This is a genomic window from Streptomyces sp. HD (genome assembly GCF_028369295.1).
In the GTDB taxonomy this organism is placed as follows: Bacteria; Actinomycetota; Actinomycetes; order Streptomycetales; family Streptomycetaceae; genus Streptomyces.
On record NZ_JAQMYP010000082.1, the window covers coordinates 1 to 22,550 of the forward strand.

Annotated in this window: 14 protein-coding genes and 1 pseudogene; 10 read left to right on the top strand and 5 right to left on the bottom strand. The window is 69.2% G+C overall.

Translation table 11 applies throughout. The features are described from left to right. Positions 1 to 72 (top strand): annotated as a pseudogene (locus POF73_RS42915) (glutamine synthetase); the annotation flags it as partial. 122 nt (positions 73 to 194) lie between these two features. On the opposite strand, the gene POF73_RS42920 reads toward POF73_RS42915, so the two are convergent. After that, on the bottom strand, positions 195 to 635 hold the full coding sequence (locus POF73_RS42920; RefSeq protein WP_272124848.1) for a VOC family protein: 441 nt from the start codon (positions 633 to 635) through the stop codon (positions 195 to 197). A 2-nt stretch (positions 636 to 637) separates the two neighbouring features. Further along, positions 638 to 1,159 carry a pyridoxamine 5'-phosphate oxidase family protein gene (locus POF73_RS42925; RefSeq protein WP_272124849.1) on the bottom strand — a complete coding sequence of 174 codons (522 nt, stop codon included), beginning with the start codon at positions 1,157 to 1,159 and terminating at the stop codon, positions 638 to 640. A 158-nt stretch (positions 1,160 to 1,317) separates the two neighbouring features. On the opposite strand from POF73_RS42925, the gene POF73_RS42930 reads away from it, so the two are divergent. Continuing rightward, a complete protein-coding gene (locus POF73_RS42930; RefSeq protein ID WP_272124850.1) occupies positions 1,318 to 4,317 on the top strand; it encodes a bifunctional [glutamine synthetase] adenylyltransferase/[glutamine synthetase]-adenylyl-L-tyrosine phosphorylase in 3,000 nt (999 codons plus the stop codon). 72 nt (positions 4,318 to 4,389) lie between these two features. On the opposite strand, the gene POF73_RS42935 is transcribed toward POF73_RS42930, so the two are convergent. After that, entirely contained in the window at positions 4,390 to 5,376 is a 987-nt protein-coding gene (locus tag POF73_RS42935) for a phosphatase PAP2 family protein (RefSeq protein ID WP_272124851.1), read from the bottom strand. A 142-nt stretch (positions 5,377 to 5,518) separates the two neighbouring features. Then, on the bottom strand, positions 5,519 to 6,553 hold the full coding sequence (locus POF73_RS42940) for a LacI family DNA-binding transcriptional regulator (RefSeq protein ID WP_272124852.1): 1,035 nt from the start codon (positions 6,551 to 6,553) through the stop codon (positions 5,519 to 5,521). 381 nt (positions 6,554 to 6,934) lie between these two features. Between POF73_RS42940 and POF73_RS42945 the strand changes: the two genes are divergently transcribed. From POF73_RS42945 to POF73_RS42960, 4 genes are all read left to right on the top strand, one after another. Then, positions 6,935 to 8,203 carry an extracellular solute-binding protein gene (locus tag POF73_RS42945; RefSeq protein WP_272124853.1) on the top strand — a complete coding sequence of 423 codons (1,269 nt, stop codon included), beginning with the start codon at positions 6,935 to 6,937 and terminating at the stop codon, positions 8,201 to 8,203. A 110-nt stretch (positions 8,204 to 8,313) separates the two neighbouring features. After that, positions 8,314 to 9,318, top strand: coding sequence for a carbohydrate ABC transporter permease (locus POF73_RS42950; RefSeq protein WP_272124854.1), 1,005 nt, complete (start codon positions 8,314 to 8,316; stop codon positions 9,316 to 9,318). A gap of 13 nt (positions 9,319 to 9,331) precedes the next feature. Next, positions 9,332 to 10,231 (top strand): sugar ABC transporter permease, encoded by a 900-nt coding sequence (locus tag POF73_RS42955; protein WP_272124855.1) that lies wholly within the window; start codon positions 9,332 to 9,334, stop codon positions 10,229 to 10,231. Positions 10,232 to 10,422: 191 nt separating this feature from the next. Beyond that, positions 10,423 to 12,099, top strand: a complete 1,677-nt coding sequence (locus POF73_RS42960) for a glycoside hydrolase family 13 protein (RefSeq protein WP_272124872.1) — start codon at positions 10,423 to 10,425, stop codon at positions 12,097 to 12,099. A gap of 62 nt (positions 12,100 to 12,161) precedes the next feature. Here the strand turns inward: POF73_RS42960 and POF73_RS42965 are convergent, their stop codons facing one another. Further along, positions 12,162 to 13,241: a carbohydrate-binding module family 20 domain-containing protein gene (locus POF73_RS42965; RefSeq protein ID WP_272124856.1), complete on the bottom strand. Its 1,080-nt coding sequence runs from the start codon at positions 13,239 to 13,241 to the stop codon at positions 12,162 to 12,164. 329 nt (positions 13,242 to 13,570) lie between these two features. Here POF73_RS42965 and POF73_RS42970 point away from each other — a divergent pair, with 329 nt between their 5' ends. From POF73_RS42970 to POF73_RS42985, 4 genes are all read left to right on the top strand, one after another. Continuing rightward, positions 13,571 to 14,929, top strand: coding sequence for an alpha-amylase (locus POF73_RS42970; RefSeq protein WP_443049748.1), 1,359 nt, complete (start codon positions 13,571 to 13,573; stop codon positions 14,927 to 14,929). Positions 14,930 to 14,999: 70 nt separating this feature from the next. Next, positions 15,000 to 15,131 carry a hypothetical protein gene (locus tag POF73_RS42975; RefSeq protein WP_272124857.1) on the top strand — a complete coding sequence of 44 codons (132 nt, stop codon included), beginning with the start codon at positions 15,000 to 15,002 and terminating at the stop codon, positions 15,129 to 15,131. Between the two features lie 187 nt (positions 15,132 to 15,318). Further along, positions 15,319 to 20,727, top strand: a complete 5,409-nt coding sequence (pulA, locus tag POF73_RS42980) for a pullulanase-type alpha-1,6-glucosidase (protein WP_272124858.1) — start codon at positions 15,319 to 15,321, stop codon at positions 20,725 to 20,727. Positions 20,728 to 20,802: 75 nt separating this feature from the next. Continuing rightward, positions 20,803 to 22,545, top strand: coding sequence for a SpoIIE family protein phosphatase (locus POF73_RS42985; RefSeq protein ID WP_443049747.1), 1,743 nt, complete (start codon positions 20,803 to 20,805; stop codon positions 22,543 to 22,545). The last annotated feature ends 5 nt before the right edge of the window (positions 22,546 to 22,550 follow it).

Consider the following 22,550-nt stretch of genomic DNA (forward strand, 5'->3'; position numbering starts at 1 on the left):
CGGCACGAGTGGCACGAGTACCGGTCCGAGGTGACGGCGTTCGAGCTGCGGAAGAATCTGCCGGTTCTTTGAGGGCCCTCAGTGTCTGGTGACGGTGGGGCGCGGGGAGCGTTGGCGAGTGCTGCCCGTGGTGGGTTGCTCGCGCCCGCGCGGCGGAGCCGCATATCGACACAGCCCCGCGCCCCTTGGGCTGGCTACTGGTCTGCCAGTTTGGACAGGACCTCGTGCAGTGGTTCCGTTGCCCTGCGCTTGTACTCCTGGATCGACCAGCCGTTGCCGTCGGGGTCCTTGAAGTACATGAAGGTGGCGCCGTCGTCGGGGGCGTACTGGACCGGCTCGGAGATCTCCAGGCCGCGTTCGGTCAGCTCCGCGTGGGCCGCCTTGATGTCGGCCACGCAGAGCTGGAGGCCCTGGTAGGAGCCGGGGGCCGGGCGTGGGCCCTGCGCCATCTCCCAGATGCTGTCGCCCAGGGCGAGCGAACAGCCGGAGCCCGGAGGCGTCAGCTGGACGATGCGCATGCCCGGCATGACCTCCTGGTCGATGTCGACGTGGAAACCGACCTTGTCCCGGTAGAAGTCGCGGGCCCGGTCGATGTCGGTCACGGGCAGCGGGATCACTTCGAGCGTGAAGTCCATCGCTAGTCCTCCAAGGTGAATCGCCAGCGGGTCTGGCTGAACGGCTCACCCTTACCGAAGCCGAAAACCGTGCGCGGCGCCACCGAAAAGACATAGGCGTCTCCAGAGCCGTGCCGGAAGCGGCCGTTGACCACATCGAAGTGCCAGAAGCTGCCGTACTTCGCCTCCCACCCGGCGGCCAGTTCGCGCAGCCGGGCGTCGTCGGTGATCCGCACCGCCTCGCCCTCGACCACCAGGTCGTATCCCTTGTCCCAGGTGTTCGTGCCGGTCGTCAGGACGACGTCCGGGTTCAGGGCGAGGTTCCTCGCCTTGCGCTCCTCCGGGCCCGTGCAGAAGTGCAGCGCGCCCTCCGACCAGACCGTGGGCAGCGGGGTCACATGGGGCCGCCCGTCCGGCCGTACCGTCGAGATCCAGAACAGCTCGGCCTCGGCCAGCAGCTTCTCGGCCTCCGCCCACGGGGTCGCGGTGGCCGTCTTGTCGCTGTAGCGCGTATCCAGCCGCGTCTGCGGTTGCTTGTGGGTCATCGGACGCCCTCCAGACGTGTCGCCCAGGTGTCGCTCGACAAGGCAGACCGTGCGGGCCGTCGAAACTCATCGGCGCCACTGTCGGAGACTGCGGTTAGGCTCGACCGCGTACGACCTTGATCGGGCGCGTGCGTCCCCGATCCGACGGGAGGGCGAGCATGACGGCGCCGGGGCGCAGGAGCAGTACCTTCACGCGGCTGCTGCGGCACGGATTCACCGACCCGTCGGCCGCCGAGCGGCTGCTGGAGGGCGTCGAGCTGGTGCCGATCAGGAACGACCCCGTGCTGCTGGAGGCCCTCGGCGCCACCGCCGACCCGGACCTCGCCCTGCACGGTCTCGCCCGGCTCCTCGAAGCACAGCCCGACCCCGCCGCCCAGCGGCAACTGCTCGACACGGTGATAGCGGCCAAGCCCCTGCGTGACCGGCTGCTCGGCGTGCTCGGCGCCTCCGCCGCGCTCGCCGACCACCTGGCCAAGCACTGCGACGACTGGCAGGCGCTGGTCATGTACGAGCCGCAGGACCTGCACCCCGGGGTGGAGGAGTTCGAGCGCGGCCTCGCCGACGCCACCGACCCGGTGTCCCTGCGCGTCGCCTACCGGCGCTGTCTGCTGTCCATCGCAGCGCGTGACGTGTGCGGCACCACCGACCTGGCGCAGACCGCCGCCGAGCTCGCCGACCTCGCCACCGCGACCCTGCGCGCCGCCCTCGCCATCGCCCGTGCCGCCGCGCCGGAGGACGCCGCGCTGTGCCGGCTCGCGGTGATCGCGATGGGCAAGTGCGGGGGCCACGAGCTCAATTACGTCTCCGACGTCGACGTCATCTTCGTCGGCGAGGCCCTGGACGGCGCCGACGAGGGCAAGGCGCTGCGGTCCGCCACCAAGCTCGCCTCGCACATGATGCGGATCTGCTCCGAGACGACCGTCGAGGGATCCATCTGGCCCGTGGACGCCAACCTGCGGCCCGAGGGCCGCAACGGCCCCCTGGTGCGGACGCTGAGCAGTCACCTCGCCTACTACCAGCGCTGGGCCAAGACCTGGGAGTTCCAGGCGCTGCTCAAGGCACGACCGGTGGCCGGCGACATCGAGCTGGGCGAGGAGTACGTCACCGCCCTGGAGCCGCTGGTCTGGAAGGCCGCCGAGCGGGAGAACTTCGTCGCCGACGTGCAGAAGATGCGGCGGCGGGTGGTGGAGAACATCCCGGTCGCCGAGCTGGACCGCCAGCTCAAGCTCGGTCCGGGTGGGCTCCGGGACGTCGAATTCGCCGTACAGCTGCTGCAGTTGGTGCACGGCCGCGACGACGCGTCGCTGCGCAGCGGCACCACGCTGGACGCCCTGCACGCCCTCGCCGCCGGCGGCTACGTCGGCCGTGCCGATGCCGCACAGCTCGACGACGCCTACCGCTTCCTGCGCTCCATGGAGCACCGCATCCAGCTCTACCGGCTGCGGCGCACCCACCTGGTGCCCGAGGACGACGCCGATCTTCGCCGCATCGGGCGCTCGCTCGGTCTGCGCGTCGACGCGGTCGCCGAGCTGAACCGCGAGTGGAAACGGCACGCGAGTGTCGTACGGCGGCTGCACGAGAAGCTCTTCTACCGGCCGCTGCTCGACGCCGTCGCCCAACTCGCCCCGGGCGAGGCCCGGTTGAGCGCGGGGGCGGCGCGTGAGCGGCTGGTCGCGCTCGGGTACGACGATCCGGCCTCCGCGCTGCGGCATCTGGAGGCGCTGGCCTCCGGGGTCACCCGCAAGGCGGCGATCCAACGCACGCTGCTGCCGGTGCTGTTGGGCTGGTTCGCGGACTCCGCCGATCCGGACGCGGGGCTGCTGAACTTCCGCAAGGTGTCGGACGCGCTCGGCAAGACCCCTTGGTATCTGCGGCTGCTGCGGGACGAGGGCGCCGCTGCCGAGAACCTCGCGCGTGTGCTGTCGGCCGGGCGGCTCGCCCCGGATCTGCTGATGCGGGCCCCGGAGGCGGTGGCGCTGCTCGGCGACGGAGACGGGGGCACCGGGCTGGAGCCTCGTTCGCGTGCCCACCTGGAGCAGGAGATCCTCGCGGCAGTGGGCCGTGCCGACGGTGCCGTCCAGGCGGTGACGGCGGCGCGTGGTGTGCGGCGCCGGGAACTGTTCCGTACGGCCGCCGCCGACATCGTCGACTCCTACGGCACCGAGACGAAGCCGGCCGAGGCGGATCAGGGTGCGCTGGTGGACCGGGTCGGGGCCGCGGTGTCGGACCTCACGGCGGCGACCCTGGCGGGCACGCTGCGTGCGGTGGTGCGGGACGGGTGGGGGGACACCCTGCCGACCCGGTTCGCGATCATCGGCATGGGGCGCTTCGGCGGGCACGAGCTGGGATACGGCAGCGACGCGGACGTCTTGTTCGTGCACGAGCCGCGGGACGGCGTCGACGACCAGGAGGCCGCGACCGCCGCGAACCGGGTGGTCGCGGAGATGCGCAGGCTGCTGCAGATCCCGAGTGCGGATCCGCCGTTGCTGATCGACGCCGATCTGCGGCCGGAGGGCAAGTCGGGGCCGTCGGTCCGTACGCTGAACTCCTACGCGGCGTACTACCGGCGGTGGTCGCTGGTGTGGGAGTCGCAGGCGTTGCTGCGGGCCGAGGTGGTGGCCGGGGACGAGGGTCTGGGACGGCGGTTCATCGAGCTCGTCGATCCGCTGCGGTATCCCGCCGAGGGGCTCGGTGAGGACGCCGTGCGGGAGATCCGCCGGCTGAAGGCCCGTATGGAGTCCGAGCGGCTTCCTCGTGGTTCCGATCCCAAGCTGCACACCAAGCTCGGGCCGGGTGGGCTCTCCGACGTCGAGTGGACCGTTCAGCTCCTCCAGCTCCAGCACGGCTGGGCCGAGCCGGGGCTGCGGACCACGCGGACCCGGGATGCCCTCGCCGCCGCCTGTGCGGCCGGGCTCATTCCGGGGGAGGAGGCGGCGATCCTGGACGAGGCGTGGGTGCTGGCCACTCGGGTGCGCAACGCGGTGATGCTGGTGCGCGGGCGGGCCGGGGACACCTTCCCGTCGGACATCCGGGAGCTGGCCGCGGTGGGGCGCTACCTGGGGTACGAGCCCGGGCACGCGGGCGACATGCTCGATGCGTATCGGCGTACGGCGCGTCGGGCTCGGGGGGTCGTGGAGGAGCTGTTCTACGGCGGGTGAGGCTGCGCTTGTGGGGGGTGCGCGTCGATGCCTGCGGCGGCCGGTGCGGCCTTGTGGGGGTGCGCGTAGCGCCTATGCGTGCGTCGTGGGTCGGGGCCGTGCCGGGGGGTGTCCGTCCTCGGTCGGGCGGCTCGGTTCGTCGGGAGAGTGCTCTGCGTTGACGCCCGCCGCTGCGGGCGGACACCCCCCGGCACGTCCCCTTGCCGCCGTCGGCGACTGCGAGTGCGTGCGTGGTGACGCCATCACTCGCCTCGGCAGCGCGTGCGGGAGCGCTCCGTACCAGAGGCGTGCCACCGTGTAGCCGAAAGCCAGGCACATGAGGCCGCCCACCGCGTCCAGCCAGAAGTGGTTGGCCGTCGCGACGATGACGATCAGCGTCGTCGTGGGATAGAGCAGGCCCAGGATGCGGACCCAGGGCAGCCGGGCCAGGGCGAAGATCGTCAGGCCGCTCCAGACCGACCAGCCGATATGCATCGACGGCATCGCGGCGTACTGGTTGGACATGTTCTTCAGGTCGCCGGAGGCCATCGAGCCCCAGGTGTCGTGGACCATGACCGTGTCGATGAAGCCGGTGTTGGTCATCAGCCGCGGGGGAGCGAGCGGATACAGGTAGTAACCGATCAGGGCCACGCCCGTGGTCGCGAACAGGACCAGGCGGGTCGCCGCGTAGCGGCCGGGGTGACTGCGGTAGAGCCAGACCAGAACACCGAGGGTGACGATGAAGTGCAGCGTCGCGTAGTAGTAGTTCATGCCGACGATGAGCCAAGTCACCGAGTTCACGGTGTGGTTGATCGACTCCTCGACCGCGATGCCGAGGTGGTGCTCCAGCTGCCAGAGCCAGTCGGCGTTGCGCAGTGCTTCGGACCTCTGCTCCGGGACCGCGTTGCGGATGAGTGAGTACGTCCAGTAACTCACCGCGATCAGCAGGATCTCGAACCAGAGGCGGGGGCGACGCGGGGTGCGAAGTCGGCGCAGGGGACCCCTACCCGGCTCGTCCGCGACAGGTTGCGGAACGGCCGCTTCCCGGCCTTCCAGTGTCGTCACGGTGGTGTCACCCATAGGCACAGAGTCTGCCAGACATTCCTTCCCCGTCCGATCATCCCTCGGGCGGGTCCAGGACGCACGTTCTACGGCGGGCGTACAGCTCCATTCTCCTCCCAACGCAGGGCAGGATGCGCCGTTTCTCCGTCTTGGGGAGGAGTTAGGAGTGATTCCTGTTCCCGGGCGCCGAAGCAGTCGAACCGCGCACCACCAGTTCCGGCATGAACACGAACTCGCTGTGGGGCGCCGGAGTCCCGCCGATCTCCTCCAGCAGCGTGCGCACCGCGGCCTGGCCCATCGCCGGGACCGGCTTGCGGACCGTGGTGAGAGGCGGGTCGGTGAACGCGATCAGCGGGGAGTCGTCGAAGCCGACCACCGAGATGTCCTGCGGAACCGCCAGACCGCGCTGCCGAGCCGCTCGTATCGCGCCCAGGGCCATCATGTCGCTGGCGCAGACCACCGCGGTGCAGCCACGGTCGATCAGGGCGTTGGCGGCCGCCTGACCGCCCTCCAGCGTGTAGAGGGAGTGCTGGATCAGCTCCTTCTCGATGGTCTCCGCCGGCAGGCCCAGCTGGTCCTGCACCGTGCGGACGAAGCCCTCGATCTTGCGCTGGACCGGGACGAAGCGCTTGGGGCCCAGGGCCAGGCCGATGCGGGTGTGGCCCAGAGAGGCGAGGTGCGTGACCGCCAGGGTCATCGCGGCGCGGTCGTCGGGCGAGATGAACGGCGCCTGGACCTTCGGGGAGAAGCCGTCCACCAGGACGAAGGGGACGCCCTGGGCGCGCAGCCGCTCGTAGCGCTGCATGTCGGCGGTGGTGTCGGCGTGCAGGCCGGAGACATAGATGATGCCGGCCACCCCGCGGTCGACGAGCATCTCCGTGAGCTCGTCCTCGGTGGAGCCGCCGGGCGTCTGGGTGGCCAGCACCGGGGTGTAGCCCTGCCGGGTCAGCGCCTGCCCGATGACCTGGGCGAGGGCCGGGAATATCGGGTTCTCCAGCTCCGGAGTGATCAGGCCCACCAGGCCCTCGCTGCGCTGTCGCAGTCTCACCGGGCGTTCATAGCCGAGCACGTCGAGTGCGGCCAGCACGGACTGGCGAGTGGTGGCGGCGACGCCGGGCTTCCCGTTGAGGACGCGGCTGACGGTCGCTTCGCTCACCCCCGCCTGAGCAGCGATGTCGGCAAGCCGTGTGGTCACGGCACTGGACTGTACCGGCCGTATGGCGCCTTGCACACCAATCGGACGCCGCGGGCGACCTGTTGGCCGTCCTGACCCGGACTGCTGTGTCATCGCGCTCCCTCGTGAAAGTGATGGCAAGAGCTTGCAGAGTCTTGCACAGGTGGTCCGAGTGCCGCTCCACCGCTGTAAAGAAGCGTCTCACGGCGGTCGCCGCGCGGTCACGCGCCGGTAACTTCCGAGTCCTCTTGCACTTTTTTTCTGCAAGGTCTTTCGTGGAGCTTTCAACGCTGTTACGTTCACGTCGCCCGGCGGCCGCAACGGCGCAGTCGGCAAGACAGCAGAGGCAGGCAGACGGGGCCGCCTCTGCACCACACGGGCTTTCACCCTCAAGGAGAACTCATGCGGCGTGGCATAGCGGCCACCGCGCTGGTTGCGTCCCTCGCTCTCGCGGCGACGGCGTGCGGCGGCGGGGACAGCGGCAGCGATTCGAGCGGGCCGGTCACCATCACCTGGTGGGACACCTCCAACGCCACCAACGAGGCGCCGACGTACCAGGCCTTGGTCAAGGAGTTCGAGGCCGCCAACAAGGACGTCAAGGTCAAGTACGTCAACGTCCCCTTCGACCAGGCGCAGAACAAGTTCGACACCGCCGCCGGTTCCAAGGGCGCCCCGGACATCCTGCGCTCCGAGGTCGGCTGGACCCCCGCCTTCGCCAAGAAGAGCTTCTTCCTGCCGCTGGACGGCACCGAGGCCCTCGCCGACCAGGCCAAGTTCCAGCCCAACCTGATCGAGCAGGCCAAGTACGAGGGCAAGGTCTACGGCGTTCCGTTCACCACGGACACCCTCGCGCTCGTCTACAACAAGGACCTGTTCAAGAAGGCCGGCGTCGAGGCCCCCAAGACCTGGGACGACCTGAAGAAGGCCGCCGCCAAGATCAAGGACAAGACCGGCGTCGACGGCTACTGGGGCTCCACCCAGGCCTACTACGCCCAGACGTTCCTCTACGGCGAGGGCACCGACACCGTCGACGCCGACGCCAAGAAGATCACCGTCGCCGGCACCGAGGCCAAGAAGGGCTACGGCACCTGGCTGAGCCTCTTCGACGGCAAGGGCCTGCACAAGGCCGACACCACCGCCGACGCCTACGCCCACATCCAGGAGGCGTTCGTCAGCGGCAAGGTCGCCGCGATCATGCAGGGCCCGTGGGAGATCACCAACTTCTACAAGGGCTCCGCGTTCAAGGACAAGGCCAACCTCGGCATCGCCACCGTCCCGGCCGGCTCCTCCGGCAAGGCGGGCGCCCCGACCGGCGGCCACAACCTCTCCGTGTACGCCGGCTCCGACGAGGCGCACCAGAAGGCCGCGCTGAAGTTCGTGAACTTCATGACCTCGGCGAAGGCCCAGGAGACCATCGCCCTGAAGAACAACACGCTGCCCACGCGTGACGACGCCTACACCGCCAAGGTCAAGGCCGACCCGGGCATCGCCGGCTACCAGGGCGTCCTCGCCGCCGCCCAGCCGCGCCCCGCGCTGCCCGAGTACAGCTCCCTGTGGGGCCCGCTGGACACCGAGCTGCTGAAGATCGCCGGTGGCAAGGAGTCCCTGGACAAGGGCCTGAGCACCGCCGAGACCTCGATCGCCAAGCTGGTCCCGGACTTCACCAAGTGATCCCGAGTGGCCGCCGGAACTCCCTGATCATGGGGGGAGAGTTCCGGCGGCCACCGGCCTGCGCGCCGTACACCCCCTGAACTGCCGATCTTCACGAAGGTTGTCGAACCATGACAGTCGCCATCGACCGCGCGACCGGGAAATCCCGAGGTGAGCGTGGGCCCCGCCGCGGACTGGGCCAGCGCCTGAAGCACGGCTACCAGAAGCACTGGTACGCCTACGCGATGATCGCCCCGGTGGTGATCGTCCTCGGCGTCCTCGTGCTGTATCCGCTGGTGTACGGCTTCTACCTCACCCTCACCGACGCCAACAGCCTCAACAGCGCCCGCACGATCGGCGTCAACGAGATCGAGGCCACCTACAAGTTCATCGGCTTCGACAACTACGCCGACATCCTGTGGGGTGACACGGCCTACGACCGCTTCTGGTCCCACTTCATCTGGACGATCTTCTGGACCGCGGCCTGCGTCACCCTGCACTACACGATCGGCCTGGGCCTGGCCCTGCTGCTCAACCAGAAGCTGCGCGGGCGCACCCTGTACCGGCTGATCCTGATCCTGCCGTGGGCCGTGCCGACCTTCGTCACCGTCTTCGGCTGGCGGTTCATGCTCGCCGACGGCGGCATCATCAACTCGTTCCTGGAGACGCTGCACCTGCCGACACCGCTGTGGCTGGAGGACACCTTCTGGCAGCGGTTCGCCGCGATCATGGTCAACACCTGGTGCGGTGTGCCGTTCATGATGCTGTCGCTGCTGGGCGGACTGCAGTCCATCGACTCCTCGCTGTACGAGGCCGCCGAGATGGACGGCGCCACCAAGTGGCAGCAGTTCCGGTACGTCACCCTGCCGGGCCTGAGGTCCGTCAGCTCCACCGTCGTACTCCTCGGCATCATCTGGACCTTCAACCAGTTCGCCATCATCTTCCTGCTGTTCGGCGACACCGCCCCCGACGCCCAGATCCTTGTCACCTGGGCCTACTACCTCGGCTTCGGACAGCAGCCGCGCGACTTCGCGCAGTCGGCCGCCTACGGCATGCTGCTGCTGGGCATCCTCGTCGTCTTCACCTCCTTCTACCGCCGCTGGCTGAACCGCAATGACCAGCAGCTCGCGATCTGAGGCAGGAGTCCCCATGAGTACGACCACTGTTGAGACCCCGGTGAAAAAGCAGGACTCCGTGACCACTGCCACCCCTCGCAAGGTACGACGCCGCGGCCTCGGCGCCTCCCTGGCCTCCCACGGCATCCTGATCGTGGCGAGCCTGATCGCGCTCTTCCCCGTCGTCTGGCTGGTCTTCCTGTCCCTCGGCCCGGACAAGGACGACTATCTCCACCCGGGCGGCATCTGGAAGAAGATGACGCTGGACAACTACACGTTCGTCCTCCAGGAGACGAAGTTCCTCGACTGGCTGACCAGCACGCTCATCGTCACGCTGGGCACCACGCTCATCGGCGTCACCATCGCCGCCACGACCGGGTACGCGGTCTCGCGGATGCGCTTCCCGGGCTACAAGAAGTTCATGTGGGTGCTGCTCGTGACCCAGATGTTCCCGGTGGCCGTCCTCATGGTGCCGATGTACCAGATCCTTTCCGAGGTCCAGCTCATCGACAACTACCTCGGTCTCATCCTGGTCTACTGCTCGACGATCGTGCCGTACTGCGCCTGGCTGATGAAGGGCTATTTCGACACGATCCCCTTCGAGATCGACGAGGCGGGACGCGTCGACGGACTGAGCCCCTTCGGCACGTTCGCGCGACTGATCCTGCCGCTCGCCAAGCCGGGCCTCGCGGTCGCCGCGTTCTACAGCTTCCTCACGGCCTTCGGCGAGGTCGCGTTCGCGTCGACGTTCATGCTGTCCGACACGAAGTACACGTTCGCCGTCGGACTGCAGACCTTCGTCAGCGAGCACGACGCGCAGCGCAATCTCATGGCCGCGACGGCCGTCCTGATCGCCATACCGGTCTCCGCCTTCTTCTACTTCGTGCAGAAGAACCTGGTCACCGGCCTCACGGCGGGCGGCACCAAGGGCTGAGCCCAGGGCTCACCATGACTCCCGTGCGCCTCGGCGCGCGGGTGGCGGCCGCGGTGCCCATCCGACCCCGCTGTCACCGCGGCCGCCTCACATCCGTGCGCCGAAGATTCCTGGATTTCCGCAAAACCGCGAAAACCTGCAAGCCGCACCATTTATCTGTGACCCGAACCCAGTTACGCATCAAGGACGCCATGAGCCAGCACTCCGCCGACCCGGCCCCGACCCCCACTTCCGCAGCGGCCGTCGCCACCGTCGCCAAGCGCAGCGACTGGTGGCGGGACGCGGTGATCTACCAGGTCTATCCGCGCAGCTTCGCCGACAGCAACGGCGATGGCATGGGTGATCTGGAAGGCGTACGCTCCCGCCTCCCGTATCTGCGCGACCTCGGCGTGGACGCCGTGTGGCTCAGCCCCTTCTACGCCTCCCCGCAGGCCGACGCCGGCTACGACGTCGCCGACTACCGGGCCGTCGACCCGATGTTCGGCAACCTGCTCGACGCGGACGCGCTGATCCGCGACGCCCGCGAGCTGGGCCTGCGGATCATCGTCGACCTGGTGCCCAACCACTCCTCCGACCAGCACGAGTGGTTCAAGCGGGCGATCGCCGAGGGACCGGGCTCCCCGCTGCGCGACCGCTACCACTTCCGTCCCGGCAAGGGCGCGAACGGTGAACTGCCGCCCAACGACTGGGAGTCCATCTTCGGTGGCCCGGCGTGGACGCGGGTCGCCGACGGGGAGTGGTATCTGCACCTCTTCGCGCCCGAGCAGCCCGACTTCAACTGGGAACACCCGGCGGTGGGCGACGAGTTCCGTTCCATCCTCCGCTTCTGGCTGGACATGGGCGTCGACGGCTTCCGTATCGACGTGGCGCACGGCCTGGTGAAGGCGGAGGGGCTGCCGGACCTCGGATCCCACGAGCAGCTCAAGCTGCTGGGCAACGATGTCATGCCGTTCTTCGACCAGGACGGTGTGCACGCGATCTACCGCCAGTGGCGCACGGTCCTCGACGAGTACGCGGGTGAGCGCATCTTCGTGGCGGAGGCCTGGACCCCGACCGTCGAGCGCACCGCGAACTACGTACGCCCGGACGAGCTGCACCAGGCGTTCAACTTCCAGTACCTGGGCACGGACTGGGACGCGGAGGAGCTCCGCAAGGTCATCGACCGCACCCTGGAGGCGATGCGCCCCGTCGGCGCCCCCGCCACCTGGGTCCTCTCCAACCACGACGTCACCCGCCACGCGACGCGCTTCGCGAACCCCCCGGGCCTCGGCACCCAGATCCGCACGGCGGGCGACCGCGAGCTGGGCCTGCGCCGAGCCCGCGCGGCGACCCTGCTGATGCTGGCCCTGCCCGGCTCGGCGTACGTCTACCAGGGCGAGGAGCTCGGCCTGCCGGACGTCGTCGACCTCCCCGACGAGGTCCGCCAGGACCCGGCGTACTTCCGGGGCGCAGGCCAGGACGGCTTCCGCGACGGCTGCCGGGTGCCGATCCCGTGGACGCGCACCGGATCGTCGTACGGCTTCGGCAGCGGGGGCAGCTGGCTGCCGCAGCCGGCGTCCTGGGGAGAGCTGAGCGTCGAGGCCCAGACCGGCGTCGCCGGCTCGACCCTGGAGCTCTACCGCGCCGCCCTCGCGGCCCGTCGCGAGCACCCCGACCTCGGGGCCGGCGTCGAGGTGGAGTGGCTGCGCGCACCCGAGGGCGTCCTGGCCTTCCGGCGCGGCGAGTTCGTGTGCGTGGCGAACACCACCGGGGAGTCCGTCACCCTCCCCGCGCACGGCCGCACCCTGCTGACCAGCGACGAGATCACCGAGGCGGACGGCGAGGCAAAGGTCCCGGCGGACACCACGGTGTGGTGGACGACGGCCTGACCGACCACGCCTGTGGCCCACCACCGTGACGGTGGTGGGCCACAGGCCGCCCCGCGGATCGGTTACTTCCAGCTGTCCGTCGAGGCGTAGCCGCTCGACGTCCCCGTGGTGTACGACCGGTTCGTGCCCGATTCCCAGGTGACGTTCCCGGAGCTGTCCTTCTTGAGGTACCTGTACTCGAACGACGTGTAGACCGGCACGCTCGCCGTCCCCGACCAGACCGGGTAGCCCGACGACGACAGCTTCACCGCCTTCGACGTGTCCCAGCCGCCCAGCGCCGCGATCGAACCGACCACGTAGACGTCCTGGCCGGTCGTGGTGGGCGCGTACGCGTTGAAGGTCGCCGTCACCGTCGAGGTGCCGTCGTCCGGGTCCTCGCAGGTGTCGCAGGGCGTGAACGCACCGTCGTAGAAGGCGATCGCGCTCTTCGCGGGATCGTCAGGCTCGCGTTGCCGCCGGACACCGTCACCGAAGTCGCGCCGTTGTCGACGACGTTCGCGTACGTCCCGTCGGCCATTCCGGTCGCGAAGGTGTACGTAGCTGCCGACGAACCGTTGTTCAAGGTCGGGCAGGCCCAGCAGCTCGCAGTTCTGGATCTCGGAGAGGTTCGACCAGTCGTCGATGATCAGGTCGGAGTCGTTGCACTCCGCCGACGTGTGGTAGTCGTCCGGGTCCCAGTCGGGGGTGTCGTACTTGTTGGTGATCGTCGTGCCGTTGTAGCCGGTGCCGGTCTGCGCGGCCGTGTGGTTGATCACCGCGTCCGTGTATACCTTCACGCCCGCGGTATGGCAGGCCTTCACCATCGAGGCGAACTGCGCCGCCGTCCCGAAGCGGCCGTTCAGGTCGTAGGAGTACGGCTGGTAGACATCCCACCAGTAGTAGTTGGTCTGCTTCAGCGACTCGGCCGGCGGGGCGACCCACACCGCGCCGTAGCCGTTCGGGCCGAGCACGTCCGTGCACTCGGCGGCGACCGAGTCCCAGTTGTAGGACCAGAGGTCGGCGATCACATCACCCGAGGTCGTGGCGTCCGCGCGGGCAGGCGTCGCGGGCAGGGCCAGCGCACCCGCGAACGCGAGGGCACCGGCAGCGGCGGCGGTCGCGGCGCGGCGGAGGACACCCGGGCAGTGGTGTCTGAGAGGCATGTGCGGCTCCGGAAGCGAAGTCGGACACAAGTCGTCGGACGTCTGCAGGAAATGTGCAGGTCTGGATTTCAACTACCCGTGAGAGTGGGGAAGTTGTGAAGAGACGTCAAGGCGACGCGTGAAAGTTCTTTCTGTGAATTTCAAACCTCTTGCTGTAAAGCTTTCGTTAGCGGTACGTTCGCGCCCGGCGCCCGGCAACGAAGCCGCGCCGCGGCGCAGGGGGGATCCGAACTGAGCCGCTCTCGCAAGGAGTTCAGCCTGTGATATCGACACGCTCGGCGCCCCCGAAGCGCCACAGGAAGCGACGCCGTACCGCCCTCGCGGCCACAGTGACCGCGTTCGCCGCAGCGGGCGCCGCGGCCCTGTGGGTCCCCGGCGGCACGGCATCCGCCTCTCCGCCCGGCACCAAGGACGTCACCGCGGTGATGTTCGAGTGGAACTTCGCCTCGGTCGCCAAGGAGTGCACCAACACCCTCGGCCCCGCCGGCTACGGCTACGTCCAGGTCTCCCCGCCCGCCGAGCACATCCAGGGCTCCCAGTGGTGGACCTCGTACCAGCCGGTCAGCTACAAGATCGCCGGCCGCCTCGGCGACGCCACCGCCTTCAAGAACATGATCGACACCTGCCATGCCGCGGGCGTGAAGGTCGTCGCCGACACCGTCATCAACCACATGTCCGCGGGCAGCGGCACCGGCACCGGCGGCTCGTCGTACACGAAGTACAACTACCCCGGCCTGTACTCCTCGGCCGACATGGACGACTGCACGTCGAGCATCAGCGACTACACCAACCGCACCAACGTCCAGAACTGCGAACTCGTCGGCCTCGCCGACCTGGACACCGGCGAGGAGTACGTCCGCGCCACCATCGCCAAGTACATGAACACCCTGCTCGGCTACGGAGTGGACGGCTTCCGCGTCGACGGGGCCAAGCACATCCCGGCGGCCGACCTGGGCAACATCAAGTCGCGTCTGACGAACCCCTCCGCGTACTGGAAGCAGGAGGTCATCCACGGCAGCGGCGAGGCCGTCCAGCCCACCGAGTACACGGGCAACGGCGACGTCCAGGAGTTCCGCTACGCCTACGACCTCAAGCGGGTCTTCAACAACGAGAACCTCGCCTATCTCAAGAACTACGGCGAGGGCTGGGGCTACATGAGCAGCGGCGTCTCCGGTGTCTTCGTCGACAACCACGACACCGAGCGCAACGGCTCCACCCTGAACTACAAGGACGGCGCCAACTACACGCTGGCCAACGTCTTCATGCTCGCCCACCCGTACGGCGCCCCGGACATCAACTCCGGCTACGAGTGGTCCGACACGGACGCCGGCCCGCCCAACGGCGGCTCCGTGACCGCCTGCTACCAGAACGGCTGGAAGTGCCAGCACGCCTGGCCGGAGATCATCCGCATGGTGGCCTTCCGCAACGCCACCCGCGGCGAGTCGGTCACCAACTGGTGGGACAACGGCGGCGACGCCATCGCCTTCGGGCGGGGCAGTAAGGGCTACGTCGCCATCAACCACGAGTCGAGCAGCCTGAGCCGCACCTATCAGACGTCCCTCGCGGCCGGCACGTACTGCAACGTGCAGAACAACACGACGGTGACGGTGAACTCCAGCGGCCAGTTCACGGCCACCCTGGGCGCCAACACCGCCCTCGCGATCTACACAGGCAAGTCCAGCTGCTGAACAGCCCCTGGGGAACGTGGGATTGACGCTCATGGAGTGTCGTCCTACGTTCCCTGTCAAGTGTGGCAGCATGGCCCCGCAGTCCGCCCTCCCCGTGAGCGGCGCCGCCCTGACCGCCACGGTTCCGGCCCGCTCCCTGGTCGCGTACACCGTCAAGGCGTCGCAGGTCGAGCGTCTCGCCCTGCCGAGCAGCTTCCGCTGAAAGTGCTCCGGGCCGTACAACACGCTGCCCTGGCGGCTGGGGCTGCTCGCCCAGACCAACCCGCCCTGCAGAGCGTTCATGTGAAAGTTCTTGCCGATGGTTTCAAGACTCTTGCTGTAAACCTTTCGGCGGCGATACGGTCGCGCGGGGTCGGACCCAAAGAGCCGTATTCGCAAGGAGCCCATCTGTGATAGCGAGATGGCCGATGCCGTCCAGGCGTCGAACCGCCCATGCCGGACGGGTCGCTGCGGTCACCGTGACCGCGCTGGCCGCAGCGCTCGTCCAGCCCCTCGCGGCGCGGGCGGACACCCCGCCTCCGCCCCCGTCCGACGCCACCATGGCCGCCGAGCCCGCCCGGCACGACGCCACCCGGGAGCAGTTCTACTTCGTCCTGCCGGACCGTTTCGCCAATGGCGACGCGAGCAACGACAAGGGCGGCCTGACCGGTTCCCGCCTGGCCACCGGGTACGACCCCACCGACAAGGGCTTCTACCAGGGCGGCGACCTCAAGGGCCTCACCAAGCGCCTCGACTACATCAAGGGGCTCGGCACCACCTCCATCTGGATGGCGCCGATCTTCAAGAACCGGCCCGTGCAGGGGACGGGGAGTGACGCCTCCGCGGCCTACCACGGTTACTGGATATCGGACTTCACCCAGGTCGACCCGCACTTCGGCACCAACAAGGACCTCGAAACCCTCATCTCCAAGGCGCACGCCAAGGGCATGAAGGTCTACTTCGACGTCATCACCAACCACACCGCTGATGTCGTCGACTATGAGGAGAAGTCCTACGACTACCTCTCCAAAGGTGCCTTCCCCTATCTGACCAAGGAGGGCGAGCCGTTCGACGACGCCGACTACGCGGACGGCAAGTCCGGGTTCCCGGCCGTCGACACCGCCTCCTTTCCGCGCACGCCTCAGGCCACCAAGAACGCCAAGGTCCCGTCGTGGCTCAACGACCCGACGATGTACCACAACCGCGGCGACTCCACCTTCGCCGGTGAGAGCTCCACGCACGGCGACTTCGGCGGCCTCGACGACCTGTGGACCGAGCGTCCCGAGGTCGTCAGCGGCATGGAGAAGATCTACCAGCGGTGGGTCAGGGACTTCGACATCGACGGCTTCCGCATCGACACCGTGAAGCACGTCAACATGGAGTTCTGGACCCAGTGGGCCACGGCGCTCGACTCCTACGCGGCCAAGCAGGGCCGCGACGACTTCTTCATGTTCGGCGAGGTCTACTCGGCCGACCCGAACGTGACGTCGCCGTACGTCACCCAGGGCCGCCTCGACGCCACGCTCGACTTCCCCTTCCAGGAGGCGGCACGGCAGTACGCCTCCCAGGGCGGCAGCGCGAAGAAGCTCGCGGGTGTCTTCGGCGACGACTACAAGTACACGACCGACAAGGCCAACGCCTATGAGCAGGTCACCTTCCTCGGCAACCACGACATGGGCCGCATCGGGTACTTCCTGAACCAGGACAACCCCAAGGCGACCGACGCCGAACTGCTGAAGAAGGACAAGCTCGCGAACGAGCTGATGTTCCTCAGCCGCGGCAACCCGGTCGTCTACTACGGCGACGAGCAGGGCTTCACCGGCGCCGGTGGCGACAAGGACGCCCGCCAGACCCTGTTCGCCTCGAAGACCGCCGACTACCTCGACGACGACCAGATCGGCACCGACCGCACCCACGCGAGCGACGCCTACGACACCGGCGCCCCGCTCTACAAGCAGATCAGCGCCCTCGCCAAGCTCCGCAAGGCCAACCCGGCCCTCGCCGACGGAGTCCAGACCGAGCGCCACGCGGCCGACGGCGCCGGCGTCTACGCCTTCTCCCGCACCGACGCCAGGACGGGCGTCGAGTACGTCGTCGCCCTCAACAACGCGGACGACGCGAAGACGGCGACCTTCGCGACCGGTTCGGCCGGTATGGCGTTCAAGGGTGTCTACGGTGCCGACGGCTCCCTCAGGAGCGACGCCGACAAGAAGGTCACCGTCACCGTGCCGAGCGGCTCGGCGGTCGTCTACAAGGCGGCCGGCAAGCTCGCCGAGCCCGCCACCGGGCCGACGGTCACCCTGAAGGCACCGGCCGCCGGAGCCACCGGCACCGTGGAGCTCACCGCCGCCGTCGACGGCGGCCGGCTCAACCGTGTCGTCTTCGCCGCCCAGGTCGGAGACGGCAGGTGGAAGACCCTCGGCACGGCCGACCACGCCCCGTACAAGGTCACCCAGGTCATCGGCGAGGACGCACCGGCCGGAACTGCTCTGCGCTACAAGGCCGTCGCCGTGGACTCGGCCGGCTGCACGGCGAGCGCACTCGCCCAGAGCACTACCGGCACCCCGCCCGCCCCCGAGAACCCGAGCGCCGCCTCCCGCGACTACGCCGTCGTCCACTACAAGCGCACCGACGGCGACTACGCGAACTGGGGCGTGTACGCCTGGGGCGACCTGGCCGACGGCGAGTCCACCGACTGGCCGAAGAGCCACCCCTTCACCGGCCGTGACTCCTACGGCGCCTTCGCCTACGTCAAGCTGAAGCCGGGCGCCTCCAGTGTCGGCTTCCTCGTCATCGACAAGGACGGCAACAAGGACGTCTCCGCCGACCGCACGATCGACGTCACCAAGACCGGCGAGATCTGGATCGAGCAGGGCAAGGAGACCGTCCGCACCGAGAGGCCGGCGGCCGACTACCCGGCGCCGGACAAGTCCAAGGCCGTCCTGCACTACCACCGCGCCGACGGGAACTACGACGGCTGGGGCCTGCACACCTGGACGGGTGCGGCGAACCCCACCGAGTGGTCGAACCCCCTGAAGCCGGTCAAGACTGACAGTTATGGTGCGGTCTTCGAGGTACCGCTCACCGATGGTGCCACCAGCCTCAGCTACATCCTCCACAAGGGCGACGAGAAGGACCTGCCCGCCGACCAGTCGCTCGACCTCACGGCGAGCGGCCACGAGGTGTGGCTGTTGAGCGGCCAGGAGAAGTACCTGCTCCCGCAGCCGGCGGGCTCCGCGGCCGCGCTCGACCTGACGACCTCCAAGGCGGTCTGGATCGACCGGAACACGCTCGCCTGGAACGGCTCCGAGGCCGCCGCCTCCACCCAGCTGCTGTACAGCAGGACCGGCTCGATCACCGTCAAGGACGGCGCGCTGACCAGCAACGACGAGCGGTGGCTGCGGCTGTCCAAGACCTCCCTCACCGACGCCCAGAAGGCGAAGTTCCCGCACCTGAAGAACTACGCCGCCTGGTCCGTCGACCCGCGTGACCGCGACCGGGTCCGCGAGGCCCTGCGCGGCCAGCTCGTCGCCTCCCAGCGTGCCGCGAACGGTGCCGTGCCGGCCGCGACCGGCGTGCAGATCGCCGGCGTACTGGACGACCTGTACCCCGGGGCGACGAAGGCCGACCTCGGACCCACCTTCGACAAGGGTCGCCCGACGCTGGCCGTCTGGGCGCCCACGGCACAGTCGGTCAAGCTGGAGATCGGCGACTCGACCGTCGCCATGAAGCGGAACGACAGCACCGGCGTCTGGTCCGTCACCGGCCCGGGGTCCTGGAAGAACAAGCCGTACCGGTACGTCGTCAGGGTCTGGGCGCCCAGCGTGCGCAAGGTCGTCACCAACAAGGTCACCGACCCGTACTCGGTCGCCCTCACCGCTAACTCCGAGCGCAGCCTCGTCGTCGACCTGCGCGACAGGTCCCTGGCGCCGGCCGGCTGGTCGACGTACACCAAGCCGAAGGCGGTGCCGCTGAGGGACGCGCAGATCCAGGAGCTGCACGTCCGGGACTTCTCGGTGGCGGACAAGACGGTGCCCGCCAAGGACAAGGGCACCTATCTCGCCTTCACCGACAAGCTGAGCGACGGCTCCAAGCACCTGAAGAAGCTGGCCGAGGCGGGCACGTCGTACGTCCACCTGCTGCCCGCCTTCGACATCGCCACCATCCCGGAGAAGAAGTCCGAGCAGGCGACCACCGACTGCGACCTCGCCGCCTTCCCGGCCGATTCCGACAAGCAGCAGGAGTGCGTGGCGAAGATCGCCGCGAAGGACGCCTACAACTGGGGCTACGACCCGTACCACTACACGGTCCCCGAGGGCTCGTACGCCTCCGACCCCGACGGCACCGCGCGTACCGTCGAGTTCCGCAGGATGGTCAAGGCGCTCAACGAGGACGGCCTGCGCGTCGTCATGGACGTCGTCTACAACCACACTCCGGCGAGCGGCCAGGCGGACACCAGCGTCCTCGACAAGGTCGTCCCCGGCTACTACCAGCGGCTCCTCGCCGACGGCTCGGTCGCGAACAGCACCTGCTGTGCCAACACCGCCACCGAGAACGCCATGATGGGCAAGCTGGTCGTCGACTCGATCGTCACCTGGGCCAGGCAGTACAAGGTCGACGGCTTCCGCTTCGACCTCATGGGCCACCACCCCAAGGCCAACATCCTGGCCGTTCGCAAGGCGCTGGACGAGCTGACCCTCGCCGAGGACGGCGTCGACGGCAAGAAGATCATCCTGTACGGCGAGGGCTGGAACTTCGGTGAGGTCGCCGACGACGCCCGCTTCGTCCAGGCCACCCAGAAGAACATGGCCGGCACCGGCATCGCGACCTTCTCCGACCGGGCGCGGGACGCGGTGCGCGGCGGCGGCCCCTTCGACGAGGACCCCGGCGTCCAGGGCTTCGCCTCCGGCCTCTTCACCGAGCCCAACTCGTCCAAGAACCAAGGCACTCCGGCCGAGCAGAAGGCCCGCCTCCTGCACTACCAGGACCTCATCAAGGTCGGCCTGTCCGGCAATCTCGCCGCCTACCGCTTCACCGACACCAGCGGCAAGGAGGTCAAGGGCTCCGACGTCGACTACAACGGCGCACCCGCCGGATACGCGGCGGCCCCCGGCGACGCCCTCGCCTACGCGGACGCGCACGACAACGAGTCGCTGTTCGACGCCCTCGCCTTCAAGCTGCCCACCTCGGTGAGCGCGGCGGACCGCGCCCGTATGCAGGTCCTCGCCATGGCCACGGCCGGCCTCTCGCAGGGCCCGGCCCTCTCCCAGGCCGGCACCGACCTGCTGCGCTCCAAGTCGCTGGACCGCAACTCCTACGACAGCGGCGACTGGTTCAACGCCATCCACTGGAACTGCGCCGACGGCAACGGCTTCGGGCGAGGGCTGCCGTTGGCGGCCGACAACAGCTCCAAGTGGCCGTACGCCAAGCCGCTGCTCGGCACCGTCAAGGTCGGCTGCGCGCAGATCGAGGGCGCCTCGGCGGCCTACCGCGACCTGCTCAGGATCCGTACGACGGAGAGCGCCTTCTCCCTCGGCACGGCGGAGCAGGTGCAGTCGAAGCTGTCCTTCCCGCTGTCGGGGAAGGAGGAGACGCCCGGCGTGATCACCATGCGGCTCGGTGACCTCGTCGTCGTCTTCAACGCGACGCCCGAGAAGCAGGAACAGCGGATCGCCGCCCTGGCCGGCCAGGGCTACCGGCTGCATCCGGTGCAGGCCTCGGGGGCGGACTCTATCGTCAAGTCCTCCTCCTACGAAGCGGAATCGGGCACGTTCGCCGTTCCGGGGCGCACTGTTGCAATCTTCTCCCGAACCTCCTGACACGGCGCTAGCTTGAATGGGGCGGGCCCGGTCACCGGGCCCGCCCCATTCGTGCGTACCCAAGGGCGAGCGACGATGGACGGTTACGGAATGGAGTCAGATACGACCGTGATGGTCGTGGACGACGTCTCGGCCAGCCGCTATGCCATGGGCGCAGTGCTGCGCCGGGCGGGCCACGACGTCGTACCGGTGGCGAGCGCGGGCGAGGCGCTGATCGAGCTCGATGTGCGGCTGCGCGCGGGCGCCCTGCCCGACGTGGCCCTCGTCGACGTCGGGCTGCCGGACATGAACGGCTTCGAACTGTGCCGACGGGTCAAGTCCCGGCCGTCCACGGCCGCGCTGCCCGTCGTCCACTTCTCCGCCACGGCCCTGGAGACGGGGGACCGGTGCCGGGGGCTCGACTCGGGCGCCGACGCCTATCTGACGGTGCCGGCCGAGCCGAGCGAGATCGAGGCCGTCGTACGGGCCGCCGTGCGCGGGTCCCGTCGGCGCACCGCGGCCGAGGCGCTGGCGCTCCGGCTGGCGCTGTTGACGGAGGCGACCGTCGGCGTACAGACCGCGCGCTGCCTGGGGGGACTGGCCGACGCCGCCGCCGTCGGTGCGGCCCGGCTCACCGGGACACCCGCCGTGGTTCTGGTCATCGGCCCGGACGGCGAGACGCACCACGGCAGCTCACGCAGCAGACTCGCGCTGCCCGACGCCGGCGGGCACGAGGCGGCCGCCCGGCTGATCACCCGGATCGCGAAAGGGTGGGGCGGGCGGGCCGGCGTGCACAGCACCGTCGTGCCGGCGCCGCTGTGGCCCTCGGGCTTCTTCCGGCCCGGCGTCCAGGAGGACGCCCGCCTGGTGCTGGCGCTCACCCAGGAGGGACGCACACCGGTGTGCGTCGCCACCCCCGCGCACCGGGCCGCCGTACCGGACGCGGTGTACGAAACCGTCCCGGACGGGCGCTGGCCGCCCTCGATGATCCCCGGGCCGGACCCCGTGTACGCCTCCCTCACGGCCCGGCCCGCACGCAACCCGGTGTTTCCCGAGCCGGCCCCGTCGGGCGACGGGCTCCTCGACCGGCTCGCCCAGGCCACCGCGCTGGCCGCCGAACCGCTGCTGATGTACGAGGCGGAGCGGGACATCGCCCTCACCCTCCAGCACAGCTTCCTGCCCCAGCCGCACCGGCTGCCCGAGCTGCCGGGCATCGACATCGTCGTACGGTACGTTCCCGCCTCCCGGCAGGCCGAGATCGGCGGCGACTTCTATGCCGCCCTGCGCACCGGGGAGGGGGTGCTCACCGCGGTCGGGGACGTCGTCGGGCACTCGTTGGAGGCGGCCACCGTCATGGTGGAGATCCGGCACGCGCTGCGCGCCCACTGCGTCGAGGAGAGCGACCCGGCGGTGCTGGCCGAACGGCTCGACCGGATGCTGCAGCACTACCACCCCGACGTCACCGCCACGGTCTGCCTGGCCCTGGTCGAACCCGGCACCGGACGGGCCCGGATCGCCAACGCGGGGCACATACCGCCGCTGATCGTGCGGGAGAAGGGCAAGGCCGAGTACGTCCCGGTGTGCGGTCCGCTGCTCGGGCTCGAACTCGACCGGCCCGAGCCGACCGAGCTGGTGCTGGCCCGGGAGGACCGGCTCCTGATGGTCACCGACGGCCTCATCGAGACCCGCGGCATCGACCTCGCCGCCTCCATGGAGCAACTGCGCACGGCCGCCGCCGACGCCCCGGCCGGCCTCGACGCGCTGTGCGACACCCTGCTGGGCTGCTTCGGGCACGACCGAGAGGACGACATCGCGATGCTGGCGCTGCGGTTAGGGTGAGCGCT